This window comes from Bradyrhizobium sp. CCBAU 45389 (assembly GCF_028128625.1).
GTDB lineage: Bacteria > Pseudomonadota > Alphaproteobacteria > Rhizobiales > Xanthobacteraceae > Bradyrhizobium > Bradyrhizobium liaoningense_B.
Map to the genome: position 1 here is coordinate 150,186 of NZ_LBIY01000087.1, position 17,221 is coordinate 167,406.

Consider the following 17,221-nt stretch of genomic DNA (forward strand, 5'->3'; position numbering starts at 1 on the left):
CAAGCGGGAGAGGGAGCGCACCGTCTTCGTGGCACCGGCAACACTCAGCCGTTGAACGCGGCCTGCGCCTCCGGCAGGTCCCAGATCTTGCCGATCGCGGCGGTGCCGGCGGCGGTGATCGCGGCTTCATCGGCGCCGAGATAGCGTCCCTCATCGACCAGCACGCGGCCGTCGACCATGACCTGATCGATATTGGCGCGGTTGGCGAGCGCGATCAGCGCACGGCGCGGATCGAACAGCGGCTGAAGATGCGGATGGGTGAGATCGACCACGGTGAGGTCGGCGGTCGCACCGGGCTCGATGCGGCCGAGATCTGGACGCTTGATGACGTCGGCGGCGACCGCCGTGTTCGCCTCGATCAGCTCCGGCGAGTTGGCGACATCGGCGCGCGCCGAGGTGACCTTCGAGATCAGCGACGCCGCATTGAGCTCGCCGAGCAGGTCCATGTTGTAGCCGTCGGTGCCGACCACGGTGCGCACGCCATGCTCGGCGAAGCGGCTGAACGCCGCGGTGATGCCGGCGCGCGCGAACACGCGCGGGCAGTTCAGCACGGTCATGCCGCGCGCGGCCATCAGCTTGAGATCGTCGTCGCTCGAGAACATGCAATGCGCCGCCATGAGATCGGGCGCCAGCAGGCCGAGCCAGTCCAGATATTCCGCAGGCGTACGCCCGCCATAGCGCTTGCCGATGGTCTCGACCTCGCCGCGGCTCTGCGCCATGTGCGTCGTGATGGGCACGCCGAGCTCGCGCGCCCGCACTGCGCAGGCTTTCAGCAGATCGGGGCCGCAGGTGTCGGTGGCGTGCGGGCTCATCGCCAGGCTGATGCGGCCGTCGCCGCGGTTGTTCCAGCGCTGGTAGAGCGCATCCCATGTCGCCATGTCGGCGGCGCCGTCATCACCGGAATAGCGGACCACGCCGTCGGCGCCCGCTTTGGCGTCCGACGTCGAGAACAGATAGGGCGCGCCGTAGAAGCGGATGCCCATCTCCTCGGCCGCGTCGAACATTTCGGGGATCGAGTTGCGGAACGGCTCCATCACCGTGGTGGCGCCGCCCTTGAGGAGCTGGAGGATGCCGAGCCGCGCCACCGCGAGCCGCTCTTCCGCCGACAGGATCTCGGCGCCGCGCTTGGTCAGCGGCAGCAGCACCGTATAGACGATGCTCTGGTTGTTCTTGCGGCCGTTGCCGTCCTCGCTGTGGCTACGCGCCACAGCTTCGGAGAAGCAGTGATTGTGCAGGTTGAGCAGGCCAGGCAGCACCAAGCGGCCAGGGCGATCGTAGACCTGATCCGCGCTCGGCCTGTCGCGGGTAATTGCCGCGATCTTCTTGCCTTCGACCAGAACCCAGTGATCGCGCAAGACATCCTGCGCGCCGTCTTTCCGTGACAGCACATAGCTGCCGAAGATTGCTGTGGTGCTCATGCGGGGCGTACGTTCCAGAACACGGCGGTGCCGTCGAGAATGCCGGTGATGGCTTTGCGATAGGCGGTCGGCTGCTTGTAGAGGCCGATCGGAATATAGGGGATTTCCTCGAACGCGACCGCCTGGACCTCGCGGCAGATGCGCTGCTGCTCGGCGAGCTCGGACGCCGCCAGCCACTGGCTGCGCAACTCGCCCATCTTCGTGCTCGCATACCAGCCGGCGACCTTGCCTTCGCCACGGATGTTGGTGTTGCCGGCCGGGTTGAGCCAGTCGATGCCCTGCCAGTTGCCGACCGCCGCGCTCCAGCCGCCCTGCGGAAGCGGATCCTTCTTGAGCTGGCGCTGAAGCACGACGGCGAAATCGAGCCCGGCATATTCGACGTTCATGCCGGCCTTGCGCAACGAGTCCACCGCGATCTCGCCGAGCGGCTTCTGTGCCAGCGAGTTGGTGGGGACGAGCAGCACGATCTTCTCGCCGTTGTAGCCGGCGGCCTTCAGGTCAGCCTTGACCTTGTCGTAGTTGCGCGGGCCGCGGAAGACGTCGAGACCGACGTCGCTTGCCATCGGCGTGCCTGGAGCGAAATAGCCGATCGGCGACACCTGGAAGGCTGGATCGACGCCGGCGACCGCCGTCATGAACGCGGACTGGTCGATCGCCCCTAACAGCGCGCGGCGGATGGCGGGGTTGTCGAACGGCGGCTGCAGATGGTTGAGGCGCAGCATGCAGGCGTAGCCTCTGGGGTCGAGGACGCGGGTCTCGATATCGCCGGCGGCCTTGATCACCGGGAGCAGATCATGCGGCGTGGTCTCCTGCCAATCCTGCTCGCCGGTCTGGAGCGCGGCGACGCCGGTGCCGGCATCGGGCGTGGTGGTCCAGACCACGCGATCGTAGTGCACGATCTTCGGCCCGGCGGTCCAATCCGGCTTGCCGTCCGTGCGCGGCTGGTAGCGCTCGAATTTGGCATAGGCGTTGCGCGCGCCCTGCACGCGCTCGTCGGCGAGATAGCGGAACGGGCCGCTGCCGATCACCTCGGTGAGCGGCTTGAACGGATCCTGACTCGCCAGCCGCTCCGGCATCATGAAGCAGGCATTGATCGCGGCCTTGCCGAGCGCCTGCGGCAGCAGCGGGAACGGACGCTTGAGACGGAAGCGGATGGTACGGTCGTCGGCGGCCGACAGCTCCGCGGTTGCCTCCAGCAGCTCGCCGCCAAAGCCGTCGCGCGCTGCCCAGCGGCGGATGCTGGCGACGCAGTCGCGGGCCAGCACGCGTTCGCCGTCGTGCCAGAACAAGCCGTCGCGCAAGCTGAGGTCCCACTGCAGCCCGTCGGCGGAGATGACGTGGCCCGACAGCATCTGCGGCGAGACCTGCAGCGACGAGCTCATGCCGTAGAGCGTGTCGTAGACCATGAAGCCGTGGTTTCGCGACACCTGCGCGGTCGAATAGATGGGATCGACGAAGGCGAGATCGATGACGGGGATGAAGCGCAGCGTGGACTGGGATTCAGCGCGGACGATGCCGGGCAGCGACAACGCCGGCACGGCGGCGGCGGCCTTGAGGAGCGAGCGGCGGGAGATGGACATTACGAGAGGCTCCTGACGAAATCGAACTGCATCGTTTCTTCTTACGTATTCAACAAGACCGCGCCGATCGCAGCGGACACCGCCTGCTGCGCCGGCTCGATCACGGGCACGCCGATCGCCTCCGCAATCGCCGCGCGATGCGAGGCCATGCCGGCGCAGCCCATCACCACGACATCGGCGCGGCATTGGGTGACCAGCGCGCGGCCAGCGTCGATCAGGCGGCCGCGGATATCCGCGCCCGCCGTCTCCGCCGCGCTCGCGCCGACCGACCAGCTTCCGGCATAGCGGCCATCGACGCCCATCACGCGGACCATGCGCTGCTGGCGGCGGATGCTCGACGGCGACAACGCGATGATGCCAAAGCGTTCGCCCAGCATCAGCGCGCGGAAGATGCCGCATTCGGCGATGCCTATGACCGGGCGTCCACCGGCCGCCTCGCGCACCGCATGCAGGCCGGGATCGCTGAAGCAGGCGAGCACGAACGCATCCGCATTGTCGCGCGACACGCGGTTGACCAGCGGCATGACCACGCTGTCGGCATCGCGCTGCGAGCTGATGCCGGGCGGGCCCTCGGCAAGGCCGACCACCTCGATGTCAGGCCCGCCGGCGATGCGCAGCGGCGCGACCGCGTCATCGATCGCCGCCGTCACCGACGCCGAGGAGTTGGGGTTGATGACGAGGATGCGGCGACGGGTCATTGCTTGGCTCAGCGGTTGGCCGCTTCGTGGCGCAGGAAGTTTTCCGCGATCTTCTCGCCGGTCGTGATCCAGACATCCGGGCACGACTTTGCGTAAGTGAGAAACTCGCGCAACAGGCGCAGCCGCATCGGACGGCCGCTGCATTGCGGATGCAGCACCGTCGTCACCATCGCGCCCCAGTCGCGGACCTCATCCAGTTCGTCCTTCCAGATCGAGAGCACGTGCTCCTTGGGGAAGATCGAGCGCGGGCTGAAGCGGGCGGAGAGGCCGTGCATCCAGTCGTCATAGCTCGCAGTGACCGGCAGCTCGATCGTGCCGGGCTTGCCGTCGGCGAGGCGATGGCGATAGGGCCTGACGTCGTCGCGGAACGAGGACGTGTAGACGATGCCGTGACGCACCAGCGCGACGCGCAGCTCCTCGGTGAATTCACCGTAAGGCGCGCGGTACCCGGTCGGCTTGACGCCGAGCCGCCGCTTCAGCGCCTCGAAGCCGCGCTCCAGCTCCTCCTCGATCCAGGGATCGCCGGGATCGGGCAGGAGATGGTGATAGCCGTGATGACCGATCTCGTGGCCGGCCTTGAGGATGGATTCGGCCATCGCCGGATGCGCATCGACCGACCAGCCCGTGACGAAGAACGTCGCCTTGAGATCGAGCTGGTCGAGCAGCTCCAGCAGCTTCGGCGTGCCGACGCGCGCCTCGTAACCGCCATAGCTCATGGTGATGAGCCGCTGCGCATGCAACGCGTCCTTGCTGGTCCAGGCGCTCTCCGCGTCCACGTCGAACGACAGGAACATCGCCGACTTGTACGGCTTCGGCCAGGGATATTCCGGCGCGGGATCCGCGGTGTTGGCTGGGGTGAGCGGGATGCTCTTGAGTGCCTTACTGTCCAGCATTGATGGTCGCCTTCTCTAGTCCGTTGTCGTTGAGTTTCCACTTGGCAAGCAAAGTACGATACGTGCCGTCGGCGATCAGCGCATCGACGGCTTCGAGAATGGCCTGCTGAAGTGCCTTTTCCTTGACCGGCAGGGCGATGCCCGTGAACTGCGTCGCGAAGGGATCACCGATCGGCGCATATGTGCCCGGCTCGAGATCCATCAGATAGGGCAGCGTCTCGTTGCCCTGCACGGCTGCGTCGATACGGCCCTGCCTGAGCTGGTTACGCGCATCGGCCGAGCCGTCCGTACCGACGAACTGGATCGGATTGCTGCCGCAGTTCTTCTGGCTCCACTTTTCGATCTCGGCCGGGAACATGGTGCGTCGACTGGCGCCGACCTTCTTGCCGCAGAGCGCAGCCATGTCCTTGAACTCGGACGCACGGGACTGCTGCACGAAGAATTTCGGGCCGCTGCGCAGATAATCGACGAAGGAGGCAACCTCGTGCCGGCTTGCATAGTCGGTGAAGCCGGACAGGATAGCATCCACCCGACCCGTCGAAATCGACGGCATGAACTCGGCAAAGCTGGTCTCGGTCCATTCGATCTTGACGCCGAGCTTGCGGCCGATCGCCTCGCCGAGATCGATGTCGAATCCGGACAGCGCGTTGGTGGCGGGATCGCGGAACTCCATCGGCGGATAGTTCGGCACCAGCGCCACCTTGAGGCTGCCGCGCTTGACGATGTCAGGCGGCAGCTCGATCGCCATCACCGATGCGCTCATGGCGCCCAGGAACGCCGCCGCAACCAAAAGCCTCTTCATCACCATACCCCCAATATCAGATCACAGCCGAAAGAAATGCCTTGGTGCGCTCCTCGCGCGGCGCGCCCAACACGTCCGAGGCGCGCCCCTGCTCGACGATCGCGCCCTGGTCCATGTAGACGACGCGGTCGGCGACCTCGCGCGCGAAGCCGAGCTCGTGCGTCACCACCATCATGGTCATGCCGCTTCGCGCCAGTTCCTTCATCACCGCAAGCACCTCACCGACGAGCTCGGGATCGAGCGCGCTGGTGGGCTCGTCGAACAGCATCAGCATCGGCTTCATGGCGAGCGCCCGCGCGATCGCCACGCGCTGCTGCTGGCCGCCGGAAAGCTGCGCCGGATAGGCGTCCGCTTTGGCCGCAAGTCCGACGCGACGGAGCAGCTCGAGTGCCTCGGCGCGCACCTCATCAGCTTTACGCCCCTGCACCTGGGTCGGGCCTTCCGTGATGTTCTCCAGCGCGGTCTTGTGCGGAAACAGGTTGAAGCGCTGGAACACCATGCCGGTCTTCAGCCGTTGCCGTCCGATCTCCCGCTCGCTCAGGCGATGGAGCTTGCCGCCCTGCTCGCGCACGCCCAAAAGCTCGCCGTCGAGCCAGATGCCGCCGGCATCGATCATGGCGAGCTGGTTGATGCAGCGGAGCAGCGTGGTCTTGCCCGAGCCGGAGGCGCCGATCAGGCACATCACCTCGCCGGGCCAGACGTCGAGCGAGACGCCTCTGAGAGCCTGGAACTCTCCAAAATTCTTGCTGACGGAGCGGATCGCGACGAGGGGTTTTGTCATCGCGCCAGCCGCAATGTGCCGCGTGCAAAACGGCGTTCGAGCAGCATCTGCAGCGGGGTCAGGATCGAGACCACGAGCAGGTACCAGAGCCCGGCGACGATCAGGAGCTCGATGACGCGGGAGTTGGCGTAGTAGATGTTTTCGGCGTTGTGCAGCAGCTCCGGATACTGGATGACGCTGGCGAGCGAGGTCGCCTTCACCATGCCGATGAACTCGTTGCCGAGCGGCGGGATCACCACCCGCATCGCCTGCGGCAGCACGATCCGGCGCAGCGCACGCAGCCGTCCCATGCCGATCGCCTGCGCCGCCTCATACTGCCCGATATCGACCGACAGCATGCCGGCGCGCATCACTTCGGAGGTGTAGGCGCCCTGGTTGATGCCGAGCCCGAGCAGTGCAGCGAGGAACGGCGTCATGACGTCGACGGCCCGCGCGCTCCACAGCCCGGGAATGCCGATGGTCGGAAACACCAGCGCCAGATTGAACCACAGCAGCAGTTGCAGGATCAGCGGCGTGCCGCGGAACAGCCAGGTGTAGCCGGCCGCCACCGACTTCAGCACCGGATTGGGCGACAGCCGCATGATCGCCACGACGATGCCGAGAAAGATGCCGAGCATCATCGCCAGCACCGCCATCACCATGGTGTTGACGATGCCTTCGAGGATGACCTTCACGGTCAGGAAGCGGCTGACATAGGACCACTCGATCTGGCCGTTCGCAAACGCGCGCACGATCGCCGCCAGCACGAGGACGATCAGGGCCGCGCTGATCCAGCGAAACCAGTGCGGCTCGCGCGCGATCCGCATGCCCGACAGATCGGGAAATCCCTCCGCGAGTGCCGGCGCCGGCTTCATTGCGGCGCCGCGTTCAGCATGGGCTGCGCGACCGCGTTGGCGCCGAGGCCCCATTTGTCGAGGATCGCCTTGTACGAGCCATCGGCGATCATCGCGGCAAGCTTCTCGGTCACGACCTCGCGCATGGCCGCATCATCCTTGCGGAACATGATGCCCTGATAGCCTTTCGCAAAGGCCTCGCCGACGATGCGGTATTTGCCGGGCTCCTGCGTCTGCGCATAAGGCAGCGTCTCGCTGCCTTGCACGGCAGCATCGATGCGGCCCTGCTTGAGCTGGTTGCGGACGTCGATCGAGTTCTCGCCCGGAACGTACTGGATCGCGGGCTTGCCGGCCGGCTCACAATTCTGCTTGCTCCACTTCTCGATCTCGACCGGGAAGCTGGTGCTGCGGGTGGTGCCGACCTTCTTGCCGCAGAGATCGGTCGCGTCCTTGGCGGCGTTGTCCGCCATCACGAAGAACTGCGGGCCGGTCGCGAGGTAGTCCACGAAATCGGCGGTCTCGCGCCGCGAGGCGCGGTCCGAGATGCCGGAGATGATGAAATCGGCGCGCTTGGTCTGGAGCGAGGGGATCAGCTCGGCAAACGGCGTCTCGCTCCACACGATCTTGAGGCCGCCGAGCCGCTTGGCGAGCTCGTTGGCCAGATCGATGTCGAGCCCGACCAGCTCGTTGGTCGCGGGATCGCGATATTCCATCGGCGCGTAGGTGGAGTTGACCGTGAGCTTCAGCGTGCCGGCCTGCTTGATCTCCGCCGGAAGCTCGGCGGCGCGCGCGGAGGTCACCGCAGCCAGCGCGGCAACAGCGAGAGAAAACGAGAGGCGTGTCATGTCAGCTCCTTTGCCCATGTCAGCTCCTTTGCCAGCGCCGTGCCATTTGCTCAGTCGGCGTCGAGAACGGCCGGCTCGATGACGCCGGCGCGTTCGGTGATGACCCTGTATTGCTCGGGCCGCCGGTGGGCGGCGAAGTTGAACATCTTGTCCTTGCCCTGGCGGCAGAGATCGAGATCGATGTCGGCCACGATAACCTCGTCGGCCAGCGTCTGCGCCTGCGCGACGATGCGGCCGTTGGGATCGACGATGCAGGAGCCGCCGATCAGGCCGGAGCCGTCCTCCTCGCCCGCCTTCGCCACCGAGATCGCCCAGGTCGCGTTCATGTAGGCGTTGGCCTGCGTCACCAGCGTCGAGTGGAAGGTGCGCAAGGCGCCGTCTTCCGTCGTGCCGCCATTGGGATCATAGGCCGCCGAATTGTAGCCGATGCAGACCAGCTCGACGCCTTGCAGGCCGAGCACGCGCCAGGACTCCGGCCAGCGGCGATCGTTGCAGATCATCATGCCCATGATGGCGTGAGCCCAGGCCGAGCCGGCGCGGAACGCGGGAAAGCCGAGGTCGCCATATTCGAAATAGCGCTTCTCGAGCTGCTGGTAGCGCGCGCCTTCGCGAGGCTCGACCGAACCCGGCAGATGCACCTTGCGATAGCGGCCGAGAATCTCGCCGTCGCGGTCGACCAGGATGGCGCAATTGTAGCGGCGGCCGTCCGGCGTCAGCTCGGCATAGCCGACATAGAAGCCGACACGCAGCGCACGCGCGCGGTCGAACAGCTTGGCCACGGCCGGGTTCGGCATGCCGCGCTCGAAATAATGGTTGAGTTCGTCGCCCTCCAGCAGCCAGCGCGGGAAGAAAGTGGTGAAGGCGAGCTCGGGAAACACCACGAGGCTGGCGCCGCGGCCGGCGGCCTCCTCCAGCAATGCGAGCATCCGCGCCAGCGTATGCTCGCGCGAATCTGCTTTTTGCGTCGGCCCCATCTGGGCGGCGGCGGCGCGAAGGACACGAACCAAGATTGCCTCCAATCTGTGCGCAGTGCTGCCTCAATGGGCGAATGAACCCTTTGATGCGACGCGCAAATCCGCCGCCATTACGGAGAAGCGGGGCTGCAAAATCAATTCGTTCTGCTATGATGTTTTGGCCCAGAGTATAATCGGCAGTGATATGAACCTGCGCCAGCTCGAGATCCTCCGTGCCGTCATCCGCCACCGCACCACGGTGGCGGCGGCGGACGAGCTGGCGCTGTCGCAGCCCGCGGTCAGCAACGCCTTGAAGACGATGGAGGCGCAGGCGGGCTTTGCGCTGTTCGAGCGCGTCAACAACCGGTTGTTTCCGACCGCCGAAGCGATGGCGCTCTACAAGGAGAGCGAGGCGATCTTCGCACTGCACGCCAAGCTCGAAAGCCGCGTGCGCGATCTGCGCGAGAACCGCTCGGGGCATCTCGCCATCGTGGCGACCCCGCCGCTCGCCTACAGCATCATTCCTTCCGCGCTGTCGGGCTTTTTGCGCCGCCGTCCCGAGACGCGCGTGTTCTTCGACGTGCGACGCTATGAGGGCATCATCGAGGGCGTGCTCAGCCGTGTCGCCGAGCTCGGCTTCGCGCTCGGGCTGACGCATCATCCCGGCATCGCGCACGAGGTTGTGCACACCGGAGAGATGGTCTGCGTGTTGCCGCCGCAGCACCCGCTCGCAGGCAAGCCGGTGATCTCGGCCGCTGACCTGTCCGGCCTGCCCTTCATCGGGCTCGAGCGCGGCACGCGGCTTGGCGAAGCCGTGCGCGACAGCTTTGCCCGGGCCGGCGCGCCGTTCCAGCCGACCGTCGAAGTTCGCTACTGCAACACGGCCTGCGTGCTCGCCGCCGCCGGCGTCGGCGCCGCGGTGGTCGACCCGTTCTCGCCGCGGCAGAACGGCGGCAGCGGCCTCGTCGTCCGGCCGTTCACGCCGACGACCCACGCGGTCGCCTATATGCTGTGGTCGGAGGCCGAGCCGCTGTCGCGCCTCGCCAAGGCCTTTCTCAACGAAGTGCGCAAGGAAAGCGCGCTGCTGGAGCGCACAGCGCCACACCAGCAACATGGGGCAGAAAGCGACTGAGCTTCGCAACCTTTTTATCCGGGGGGCACATGGCACGCATCACCATCATCGAGACCGGACAGGTCCCGCCAAAATATCGCGAGCAGCACGGCTCGTTTCCGGACATGTTCGAACGGATGATCCGCACCGAGGATCCGTCGGCGACGGTCGAGGTCGTCAGCATCCCCAACGGCGATGCGCTTCCCGATCCCGGCAAGCTCGAAGCGGTGCTGATCACAGGCGCTGCCGCCGGCGTCTATGACGGGCTCGACTGGATCGCGCCGCTGGAGGACTTCGTCCGCAAGGCCTACACCAACAAGACACCGATGGTGGGCGTCTGCTTCGGCCATCAGCTGATCGCGCAGGCGCTCGGCGGCACCGTGCGCAAGTCCGAGAAGGGCTGGGGCATCGGCCGCCACGTCTATCAGGTGCTGCCGGAAAACGGCGTCGTCGACGGCGAAGCGGTCGCCATCGCCGCCTCGCATCAGGACCAGGTGATCGAGCCGCCGAACGATGCGCTGACGATCCTCTCCTCCGAGTTCACCCCGCATGCCGGCCTGCTCTATGCCAACGGCGCAACGCTGACCGTGCAGCCGCATCCGGAGTTCGACGTGGGATTTGCCGAGGTGTGCTGCGACCTGCGCGACGGCAAGGCGCCGGAGGACGTCGTGGCCACGGCACGGGCATCGCTGGTGCAGCCGATGGACAGCGCGAAGCTCGGTGGGGCGATTACGCGGTTTTTGGCAAGGCGCGCGGCGCCTTAGTTGCACACTTCTTAGCTCTCTCCCCTTGAGTGTCCCCATAGATGGGGCATAATTGTCCTCTGGACGCTTAAGGCTGGATGGGGAATGAGCCCAATTCGTCGCACGATAAGCCTGATGTTTGCACTTGCCTTGATCGTCGTAGGGCTGGTGGCTCTAATATATCTTCTGTTGTTCGCGCTCGCGTGGAAGGGCTGGATGGTAATGGCCGCCGGTTTCGTGACGGCGCTAGGCTGCATGTGGTTCTGGGAGGACTTCCCAAAAGCGACAGCCAAGAGCAGTGAGGGCGGTTAAATAATCAGAACGGATCAGTCCCCAACCCCGGCACATCCGCCGGCCGCGGCCCCGGCGCGGCCCAATGAAAGCGGCGGTCCTTCTCCGCAATCGCGATGTCGTTGATCGACGCCTCGCGGCGTTTCATCAGGCCGTGCTCGTCGAACTCCCACTGCTCGTTGCCGTAGGAGCGGTACCACTGGCCGTTTGCATCGTGCCATTCGTACTGGAAGCGCACCGCAATGCGGTTGCCATCGAAGGCCCAGAGATCCTTGATCAGGCGGTAGTCCTGTTCCTTCTCCCATTTGCGGGTGAGGAAGGCGACGATGGCTTCGCGGCCCTGAAACACTTCGGATCGATTACGCCAGCGGCTGTCCTCGGTATAGGCGAGCGAGACCCGCACCGGATCGCGTGAATTCCAGGCATCCTCGGCCATGCGGGCCTTCTGCGCGGCGGTCTCTCGGGTAAAGGGCGGAAGCGGCGGGCGCGACATGATGGCCTCATCGGTTGGCGGGAGCGGCAATCTACGCCGGCATGCCGCGGAGTCGAGAGGCCATCGCCTATCGAGCGATCACGAAACCAGATCGGCCTTCATCAAGGTGCGGATCGATTTCGGGATCGGCTGGGCGCGGCCACCGCTGATGAAGGCGACGCGCACCTCGGCTTTCACCAGCACGTCATCGCCGCGCCGCACTTCCTGCGCCAGCATGATCGAAGCGCCCTTCACCGCGATCGGCCACGTCACGACGTCAAGCACGTCGTCCATCCGCGCGGGCTTGAGGAAGTCGAGGTGCATCGAGCGCACGACGAAGGCAAAGCCCGCGCCTTCCGTCTCCACCTGCTCGAACAGCGCCTGCTGCTCGGCGCCCATCAGCCGGAGATGATTGGTCCGGCCGCGCTCCATGTAGCGCAGATAATTGGCGTGATAGACGATGCCGGAAAAATCCGTGTCCTCGTAATAGACGCGGACCTGCATATGGTGGCGGCCGTCGCGGATCTCGCCGTCGAGATGGGCAGTCACGTCGCGAGCCTCTTCGCTTGTCGCTGTCGGCCCGTTTTGCGCAAAAACCGCGGTCCGCGCAAGCGTATTAGGACACAACCGGCGCGGCCCGCCCCAGCGTCACCTCAACGATCTCCGGCGGCACCCCGACGCGGACCGGCATGATGCTGCAGCCGAGGCCGCCAGAGATGATGACGTCGCATTTCAGCCTGACATGACCATAGGCAAGCCGCAGCCCCTGCTGCTTCGGAACGGCCGGCGACCAGCCGAGCAGGCGGACCTGGCCGCCATGGGTGTGGCCGGACAGTTGCAGCGCGACGCGCGCGGGCACGCGCGGTGCGACGTTGGGCTCGTGTGCGAGCAGGATGACGGGCGCATCGTCGGTGACCTTGGCGAGCGTTGCCGTGAGATCGTCGGCGCCGAAGCGCCCCGTGCTGCGGAAACGCCGCGCCGGCAGGAAGGCGAGCTGATCGCCGAGCCCGGCGAGCCAGAAGGAGCGGCCGTCCTTGCTGAGGCGCACGGCGTCGTTCTCGTAGACGGGAATGCCGGCCGCCTCCAGCGCGCGGTGCGCGACCGTCGGTCCTTGCCCGGCCTGCTGCACGACCCTGTCGACCCAATAGTCGTGATTGCCCATGACGGCGTGAACGCCGAGCGGCGCTTTCAGGCCGGCGAGCACCCTCGCCCATTCGCTCGACGGAATGAAGCGCGTGACCTGGTGAAGGCCGGCGACATAATCGCCGAGCAGCACGATGAGGTCGGGCTTGAGCGCGTTGGTGCGATCGACGATGCCTTCTATGCGCTCCAGCGACATCCAGGGATCGCAGGCATGGATGTCGGCGATCGCGGCAATCTTCAGCGGAAAATCCGCGGGCCATTGCCGCGGGGTCGGATGATAGCGGGTGACACGGAGCCGCAGCATCGGTTCGACGCCGACGCCGTAGGCCGCGCTAGAGACGCCGAGGGCTGACAAGGCCCCGATGGACCGGATAAAACGACGCCGTGTGATCATGGAAGCCCGATGGTGATGCAGCTTCTTGATGCGGTCCGATTGGAGCGGAATTGGGGTGCGCTCGTGCAGACCGTCTGCATCTGCGTGCAGAAGCCTGCACAAAACTTACCAGCGGCTCTCGCCGACCAGTGCATCCAGCCGCGTCTTCAGCTCGTCGGACGCCCGATAGTACCAGACACCGCCGAGCAGGTCACGAAAACGTTGGTTGATCCGCGCCTCGTGCTCGATGCGGTCGATCGTGCCGGAGCTGATTACGTCCTCGAGAGGCCCCGCGGCCAGCAGTGCCAGCAGCACCGGATTGGACTCGATGTTCAGGATTTCGAGGATGAGGTCGATCATCCCATCGGGATCTTCCTCGCGCAGGTCGCGCTCGAAATCCATGATCGTGAACAGATTGTCATCCTGGTCGCGCTCGGATTTCGAATATTGCTCGACCCATGCGCGGGCAAGCTCGGCAACCGACATGCTGGCGCAATCGAGCGGCTTGCGCGGCGTGCGCTGCGCCAGATGATCGGTCTGCCAGCCCTCGCTGTCGGCAACGCGCGCAATGCGGGGCATCAGCGGGTCGTCGGGATCACCATGCACGCCGCCGAGCAGCCAGCGCAGGCGGCCATTGTGCGCGGCTTCGCGCTCGATCTGTGCGATCACATCCGGGCCGTGCGCATAGAGCAGCGCCAGCAGGAACTTGTCGTTGAGCTGCATCACCGTCGGCTTGTCGGCCTCCGTCTTCAGCACTTCCAGCACGAGATCGAGCGCAGCCTGCGGCAGGCGATGCGGCAGATGGTCGAAATAGAGTTTGATGGCCCAGATGCTGCCGGCCTGGTCGCGCCGGCTGACGCGCTGGAGCGCGCACCACATCGACGCCAGCTCACTGACCGGCAGGGAATCGAGGAATGCCTCGGTCCTGTCGGGCGTGCGCAGCTCAGGCGCCGCCGCGACGGTCTCGAGCAATCCGGTCTTGTCCGCTGGCGCCATTCCTTCCCACTCCGATCCAACAGCGGCGATGCCGTTCGCCGCGCGTTCGGATTAGTGATCGAATGAAACCGGCGGGTTCATCGGCTGCGGCGATCAGTCGTCGCTCTCGTCTGTCCCGAACAGGCCGAACTGCGCCGCATCGCGATTGGGCTCGGCGAGGCCGAGATGGCGGAAGGCATGCGAGGTGAGGAGCCGGCCGCGCGGAGTGCGCTGGAGATAGCCGCACTGGATCAGATAGGGCTCGATGATGTCCTCGATCGCATCGCGCGGCTCGGAGAGCGCCGCGGCCATGGTCTCGACACCGACCGGGCCGCCGCCATAGTTGAGAGCGATAGTCGAGAGATAGCGGCGGTCCATGGCATCGAGACCCGCGGCGTCGACCTCGAGCGCGCTCAGCGCGTGATCGGCGATCTTGCGATCGATCGTGTCGGCATTCGCCGCCGAGGCAAAATCGCGCACGCGGCGCAGCAGGCGCCCGGCGATGCGCGGCGTGCCGCGGGCGCGGCGCGCGATCTCGTTGGCGCCATCCGCGCTCATGCCGACATTGAGCACGCGCGCGCCGCGGCTGACGATGCTCTCGAGCTCCTCGATGGTGTAGAAGTTGAGCCGCACCGGAATGCCGAAGCGGTCGCGCAAGGGATTGGTGAGCAGGCCTGCACGCGTGGTGGCGCCGACGAGGGTGAATTTCGACAGCTCGATCTTGACCGAGCGCGCCGCCGGGCCTTCGCCGATGATGAGGTCGAGCTGGAAGTCCTCCATCGCGGGATAGAGCACCTCTTCCACTGCCGGGCTGAGGCGATGGATCTCGTCGATGAAGAGCACGTCGCGCTCTTCGAGATTGGTGAGGAGCGCTGCGAGATCGCCGGCCTTGGCGATCACAGGACCCGAGGTGGCACGAAAGCCGACGCCGAGTTCTTTCGCCACGATCTGCGCCAGCGTGGTCTTGCCGAGGCCGGGGGGACCGACGAACAGCACGTGGTCCAGCGCCTCGCCGCGCTTGCGCGCCGCCTCGATGAAGATCGAGAGGTTCTTGCGCGCCTGCTGCTGGCCGACGAAATCGGACAGCGATTGCGGACGCAGCGCGGTGTCGCCGACATCGTCGCTGCGGCGCTCGGGCGACACCATGCGGTTGGCCTTGGGATCGCTCACTTCGCCAGCTCCTTCAGGCCGAGGCGAATGAGCTGCGCCGTTTCGGCGCCTTCACCCGCACTGCGCGAGGCCGATGCAATCGCAGCGGCGGCCTGCGGCTGGCCGTAGCCGAGATTGACCAGTGCGGAGATCGCGTCCGCCACCGGGCGCGGCGCGCGCTGGTCGTCGACGGCGCCGGCGAGATGCACGACGGCCGGATCGACATTGGCGAAGGCCGGTGCCTTGTCCTTCAATTCGGTGACGATGCGCTCGGCGACCTTGGGACCAACCCCGGGCGTGCGCGACACTGCGGCCTTGTCGCGTAGCGCAATGGCGTTGGCGAGATCGGAAGGCTGCAGCGTGCCGAGCACCGCGAGCGCGACCTTGGCACCGACGCCCTGCACGGTCTGGAGCAGGCGAAACCATTCGCGCTCCTGATCGGTGCGGAAGCCGAACAGTTTTATTTGATCCTCGCGGACATAGGTCTCGATCGACAGCACGGCGGCTTCGCCGGGCGAAGGCAGGTGCTGCAAGGTGCGTGACGAGCAATGCACCTGATAGCCGACGCCGCCGACGTCGAGGATGACGAAATCCTCGCCGTAGGTGTCGATCAGGCCCTTGAGCTTGCCGATCATAACCCCGCCACCTTCAGCCTGAGCGCCGTGCTCTGGCGGTGATGGGCGTGGGTGATGGCGATGGCGAGCGCGTCGGCAGCATCCGCGGACGGCGGCTCGGCTTTCGGCAGCAATATCTTCAGCATCATCGCGATCTGTTGCTTGTCGGCGTGGCCGGCACCGACCACCGTCTTCTTGACCTGGTTCGGCGCATATTCGGCAACCGCAATGCCGAACATTGCAGGCGCCAGCATGGCGACGCCGCGGGCCTGGCCGAGCTTCAGCGTCGCAACGCCGTCCTTGTTCACAAAGGTCTGCTCGACCGCGGCTTCCATCGGCTGGTGGCTGGACAGGACCGAAGCGAGCCCCTCGTGGATCGCGAGCAGCCTGCTCGACAGCGGCAGATCGTCCGGCGGCTCCACTGAGCCGCAGGCGACGTAGATCAGGCGATTGCCCTCAGCCTCGATCACGCCCCAACCGGTGCGGCGCAGGCCGGGGTCGATGCCGATGATGCGAACGGGGCCACGAATCGGGAGCGCAGTCATGGGCCAGTGATAGCGGCTGGCCGCGGCGGGGGAAACAGAAACAGAACGGAAGTAACAGGGGAAGTGGGAGCTACCCACCACAGGTACGCCGTCATACCCCGCGAAGGCGGGGTATCCAGTACGCCGCAGCTTATCCGTATTTCCTCTGGCGTCTCTGGAATACTGGGTCGCCCGGTCAAGCCGGGCGACGACAGCGGAATTCGGAACTGACTGTCAGCCGCCCATCTTCGCAACAAGCGCGTCCGACACCTCGAAATTGGCGTAGACGTTCTGGACGTCGTCGTGCTCGTTGAGCAGGTCCATCAGCTTCAAGAGCTTCTCGCCGGTCTCGTCGTCGACCGCCACCGTGTTCTGCGGCTTCCAGATCAGCGCGGCCTTGCGCGGCTCGCCGAACTTGGCTTCCAGCGCCTTGGCGACGTCGCGATAGCTTTCGGTCGAGGCGTAGATCTCGTGGCCGCCTTCGCCGGAGACGACGTCGTCGGCGCCGGCCTCGATCGCGGCATCGAGCACCGCATCGTCATCGGCGACGCTGCGGTCGTATTCGATGATGCCGGTGCGGTCGAACATGAAGGAGACCGAGCCGGTTTCGCCGAGATTGCCGCCGGATTTGGTGAAGAAGGAGCGGATGTCGGAGGCGGCGCGGTTGCGGTTGTCGGTCAGCGCCTCGACGATGACGGCGACGCCGCCGGGGCCATAGCCCTCGTAGCGGATCTCGTCATAGTTCTCGCCGTCGCTGCCGAGCGCCTTCTTGATGGCGCGTTCGATATTGTCCTTCGGCATGTTCTCCTGGCGCGCGGCGATCACGGCGGCGCGCAGGCGGGGGTTCATGGCGGGGTCGGGCGTGCCGAGCTTGGCCGCGACGGTGATTTCCCGCGCCAGCTTGCCGAACAGTTTCGACTTCTGCGCATCCTGCCGCCCCTTGCGGTGCATGATGTTCTTGAATTGGGAATGTCCGGCCATGCGTGGTCTCTTGTGGAATAGTCAGCCAAAGGTGAGCGTGGG

The 17,221-nt window shown here is 65.9% G+C and carries 20 protein-coding genes; 3 read left to right on the plus strand and 17 right to left on the minus strand.

What is annotated here, in order from left to right:
- Positions 1-44 precede the first annotated feature (44 nt).
- The 9 genes from XH79_RS17605 to XH79_RS17645 are packed head-to-tail and all read right to left on the minus strand — an operon-like array spanning position 45 to position 8,857.
- Complete coding sequence (locus tag XH79_RS17605) at positions 45-1,418, minus strand: amidohydrolase family protein (protein ID WP_271582427.1); 1,374 nt, start codon at positions 1,416-1,418, stop codon at positions 45-47.
- Positions 1,415-2,998 carry an ABC transporter substrate-binding protein gene (locus XH79_RS17610; RefSeq protein ID WP_212344934.1) on the minus strand — a complete coding sequence of 528 codons (1,584 nt, stop codon included), beginning with the start codon at positions 2,996-2,998 and terminating at the stop codon, positions 1,415-1,417. The genes XH79_RS17605 and XH79_RS17610 overlap by 4 nt, the downstream gene beginning before the upstream one ends.
- A 41-nt stretch (positions 2,999-3,039) precedes the next feature.
- On the minus strand, positions 3,040-3,696 hold the full coding sequence (locus tag XH79_RS17615; protein WP_271582428.1) for an aspartate/glutamate racemase family protein: 657 nt from the start codon (positions 3,694-3,696) through the stop codon (positions 3,040-3,042).
- A gap of 8 nt (positions 3,697-3,704) precedes the next feature.
- Positions 3,705-4,589: a polysaccharide deacetylase family protein gene (locus XH79_RS17620; protein WP_271582429.1), complete on the minus strand. Its 885-nt coding sequence runs from the start codon at positions 4,587-4,589 to the stop codon at positions 3,705-3,707.
- A complete protein-coding gene (locus tag XH79_RS17625; protein WP_271582430.1) occupies positions 4,576-5,391 on the minus strand; it encodes an ABC transporter substrate-binding protein in 816 nt (271 codons plus the stop codon). Before XH79_RS17625 ends, XH79_RS17620 begins: the two co-directional genes overlap by 14 nt.
- Before the next feature lie 16 nt (positions 5,392-5,407).
- Positions 5,408-6,172: an amino acid ABC transporter ATP-binding protein gene (locus XH79_RS17630; protein WP_271582431.1), complete on the minus strand. Its 765-nt coding sequence runs from the start codon at positions 6,170-6,172 to the stop codon at positions 5,408-5,410.
- Complete coding sequence (locus XH79_RS17635) at positions 6,169-7,026, minus strand: amino acid ABC transporter permease (RefSeq protein ID WP_211413757.1); 858 nt, start codon at positions 7,024-7,026, stop codon at positions 6,169-6,171. Before XH79_RS17635 ends, XH79_RS17630 begins: the two co-directional genes overlap by 4 nt.
- Positions 7,023-7,850 (minus strand): ABC transporter substrate-binding protein, encoded by an 828-nt coding sequence (locus tag XH79_RS17640; RefSeq protein WP_271582432.1) that lies wholly within the window; start codon positions 7,848-7,850, stop codon positions 7,023-7,025. The genes XH79_RS17635 and XH79_RS17640 overlap by 4 nt, the downstream gene beginning before the upstream one ends.
- A 50-nt stretch (positions 7,851-7,900) precedes the next feature.
- Positions 7,901-8,857 carry an N-carbamoyl-D-amino-acid hydrolase gene (locus XH79_RS17645; RefSeq protein WP_212344921.1) on the minus strand — a complete coding sequence of 319 codons (957 nt, stop codon included), beginning with the start codon at positions 8,855-8,857 and terminating at the stop codon, positions 7,901-7,903.
- A 151-nt stretch (positions 8,858-9,008) separates the two neighbouring features.
- On the opposite strand from XH79_RS17645, the gene XH79_RS17650 reads away from it, so the two are divergent.
- The 3 genes from XH79_RS17650 to XH79_RS17660 all read left to right on the plus strand — a co-directional run bounded on the left by XH79_RS17650 (position 9,009) and on the right by XH79_RS17660 (position 10,969).
- A complete protein-coding gene (locus tag XH79_RS17650; RefSeq protein WP_212344918.1) occupies positions 9,009-9,935 on the plus strand; it encodes a LysR family transcriptional regulator in 927 nt (308 codons plus the stop codon).
- A gap of 29 nt (positions 9,936-9,964) precedes the next feature.
- On the plus strand, positions 9,965-10,678 hold the full coding sequence (locus tag XH79_RS17655) for a type 1 glutamine amidotransferase (protein ID WP_271582433.1): 714 nt from the start codon (positions 9,965-9,967) through the stop codon (positions 10,676-10,678).
- Between the two features lie 114 nt (positions 10,679-10,792).
- Positions 10,793-10,969, plus strand: a complete 177-nt coding sequence (locus XH79_RS17660) for a hypothetical protein (RefSeq protein ID WP_271582434.1) — start codon at positions 10,793-10,795, stop codon at positions 10,967-10,969.
- Between the two features lie 4 nt (positions 10,970-10,973).
- Here the strand turns inward: XH79_RS17660 and XH79_RS17665 are convergent, their stop codons facing one another.
- From XH79_RS17665 to XH79_RS17700, 8 genes are all read right to left on the minus strand, one after another.
- A complete protein-coding gene (locus XH79_RS17665; protein ID WP_212344890.1) occupies positions 10,974-11,441 on the minus strand; it encodes a nuclear transport factor 2 family protein in 468 nt (155 codons plus the stop codon).
- A 78-nt stretch (positions 11,442-11,519) separates the two neighbouring features.
- On the minus strand, positions 11,520-11,969 hold the full coding sequence (ybgC, locus tag XH79_RS17670) for a tol-pal system-associated acyl-CoA thioesterase (protein WP_271582435.1): 450 nt from the start codon (positions 11,967-11,969) through the stop codon (positions 11,520-11,522).
- Between the two features lie 67 nt (positions 11,970-12,036).
- Complete coding sequence (locus XH79_RS17675; RefSeq protein WP_271582436.1) at positions 12,037-12,957, minus strand: metallophosphoesterase; 921 nt, start codon at positions 12,955-12,957, stop codon at positions 12,037-12,039.
- 105 nt (positions 12,958-13,062) lie between these two features.
- Entirely contained in the window at positions 13,063-13,932 is an 870-nt protein-coding gene (locus XH79_RS17680) for a DUF6869 domain-containing protein (protein ID WP_271582437.1), read from the minus strand.
- A gap of 93 nt (positions 13,933-14,025) precedes the next feature.
- Complete coding sequence (gene ruvB / locus XH79_RS17685) at positions 14,026-15,057, minus strand: Holliday junction branch migration DNA helicase RuvB (protein ID WP_207233021.1); 1,032 nt, start codon at positions 15,055-15,057, stop codon at positions 14,026-14,028.
- 20 nt (positions 15,058-15,077) lie between these two features.
- Positions 15,078-15,695, minus strand: a complete 618-nt coding sequence (gene ruvA, locus XH79_RS17690) for a Holliday junction branch migration protein RuvA (RefSeq protein WP_212344874.1) — start codon at positions 15,693-15,695, stop codon at positions 15,078-15,080.
- Complete coding sequence (gene ruvC / locus XH79_RS17695) at positions 15,692-16,219, minus strand: crossover junction endodeoxyribonuclease RuvC (protein ID WP_271582439.1); 528 nt, start codon at positions 16,217-16,219, stop codon at positions 15,692-15,694. Before ruvC ends, ruvA begins: the two co-directional genes overlap by 4 nt.
- 213 nt (positions 16,220-16,432) lie before the next feature.
- Positions 16,433-17,179 (minus strand): YebC/PmpR family DNA-binding transcriptional regulator, encoded by a 747-nt coding sequence (locus tag XH79_RS17700; RefSeq protein WP_018646706.1) that lies wholly within the window; start codon positions 17,177-17,179, stop codon positions 16,433-16,435.
- Between the last annotated feature and the right edge of the window lie 42 nt (positions 17,180-17,221).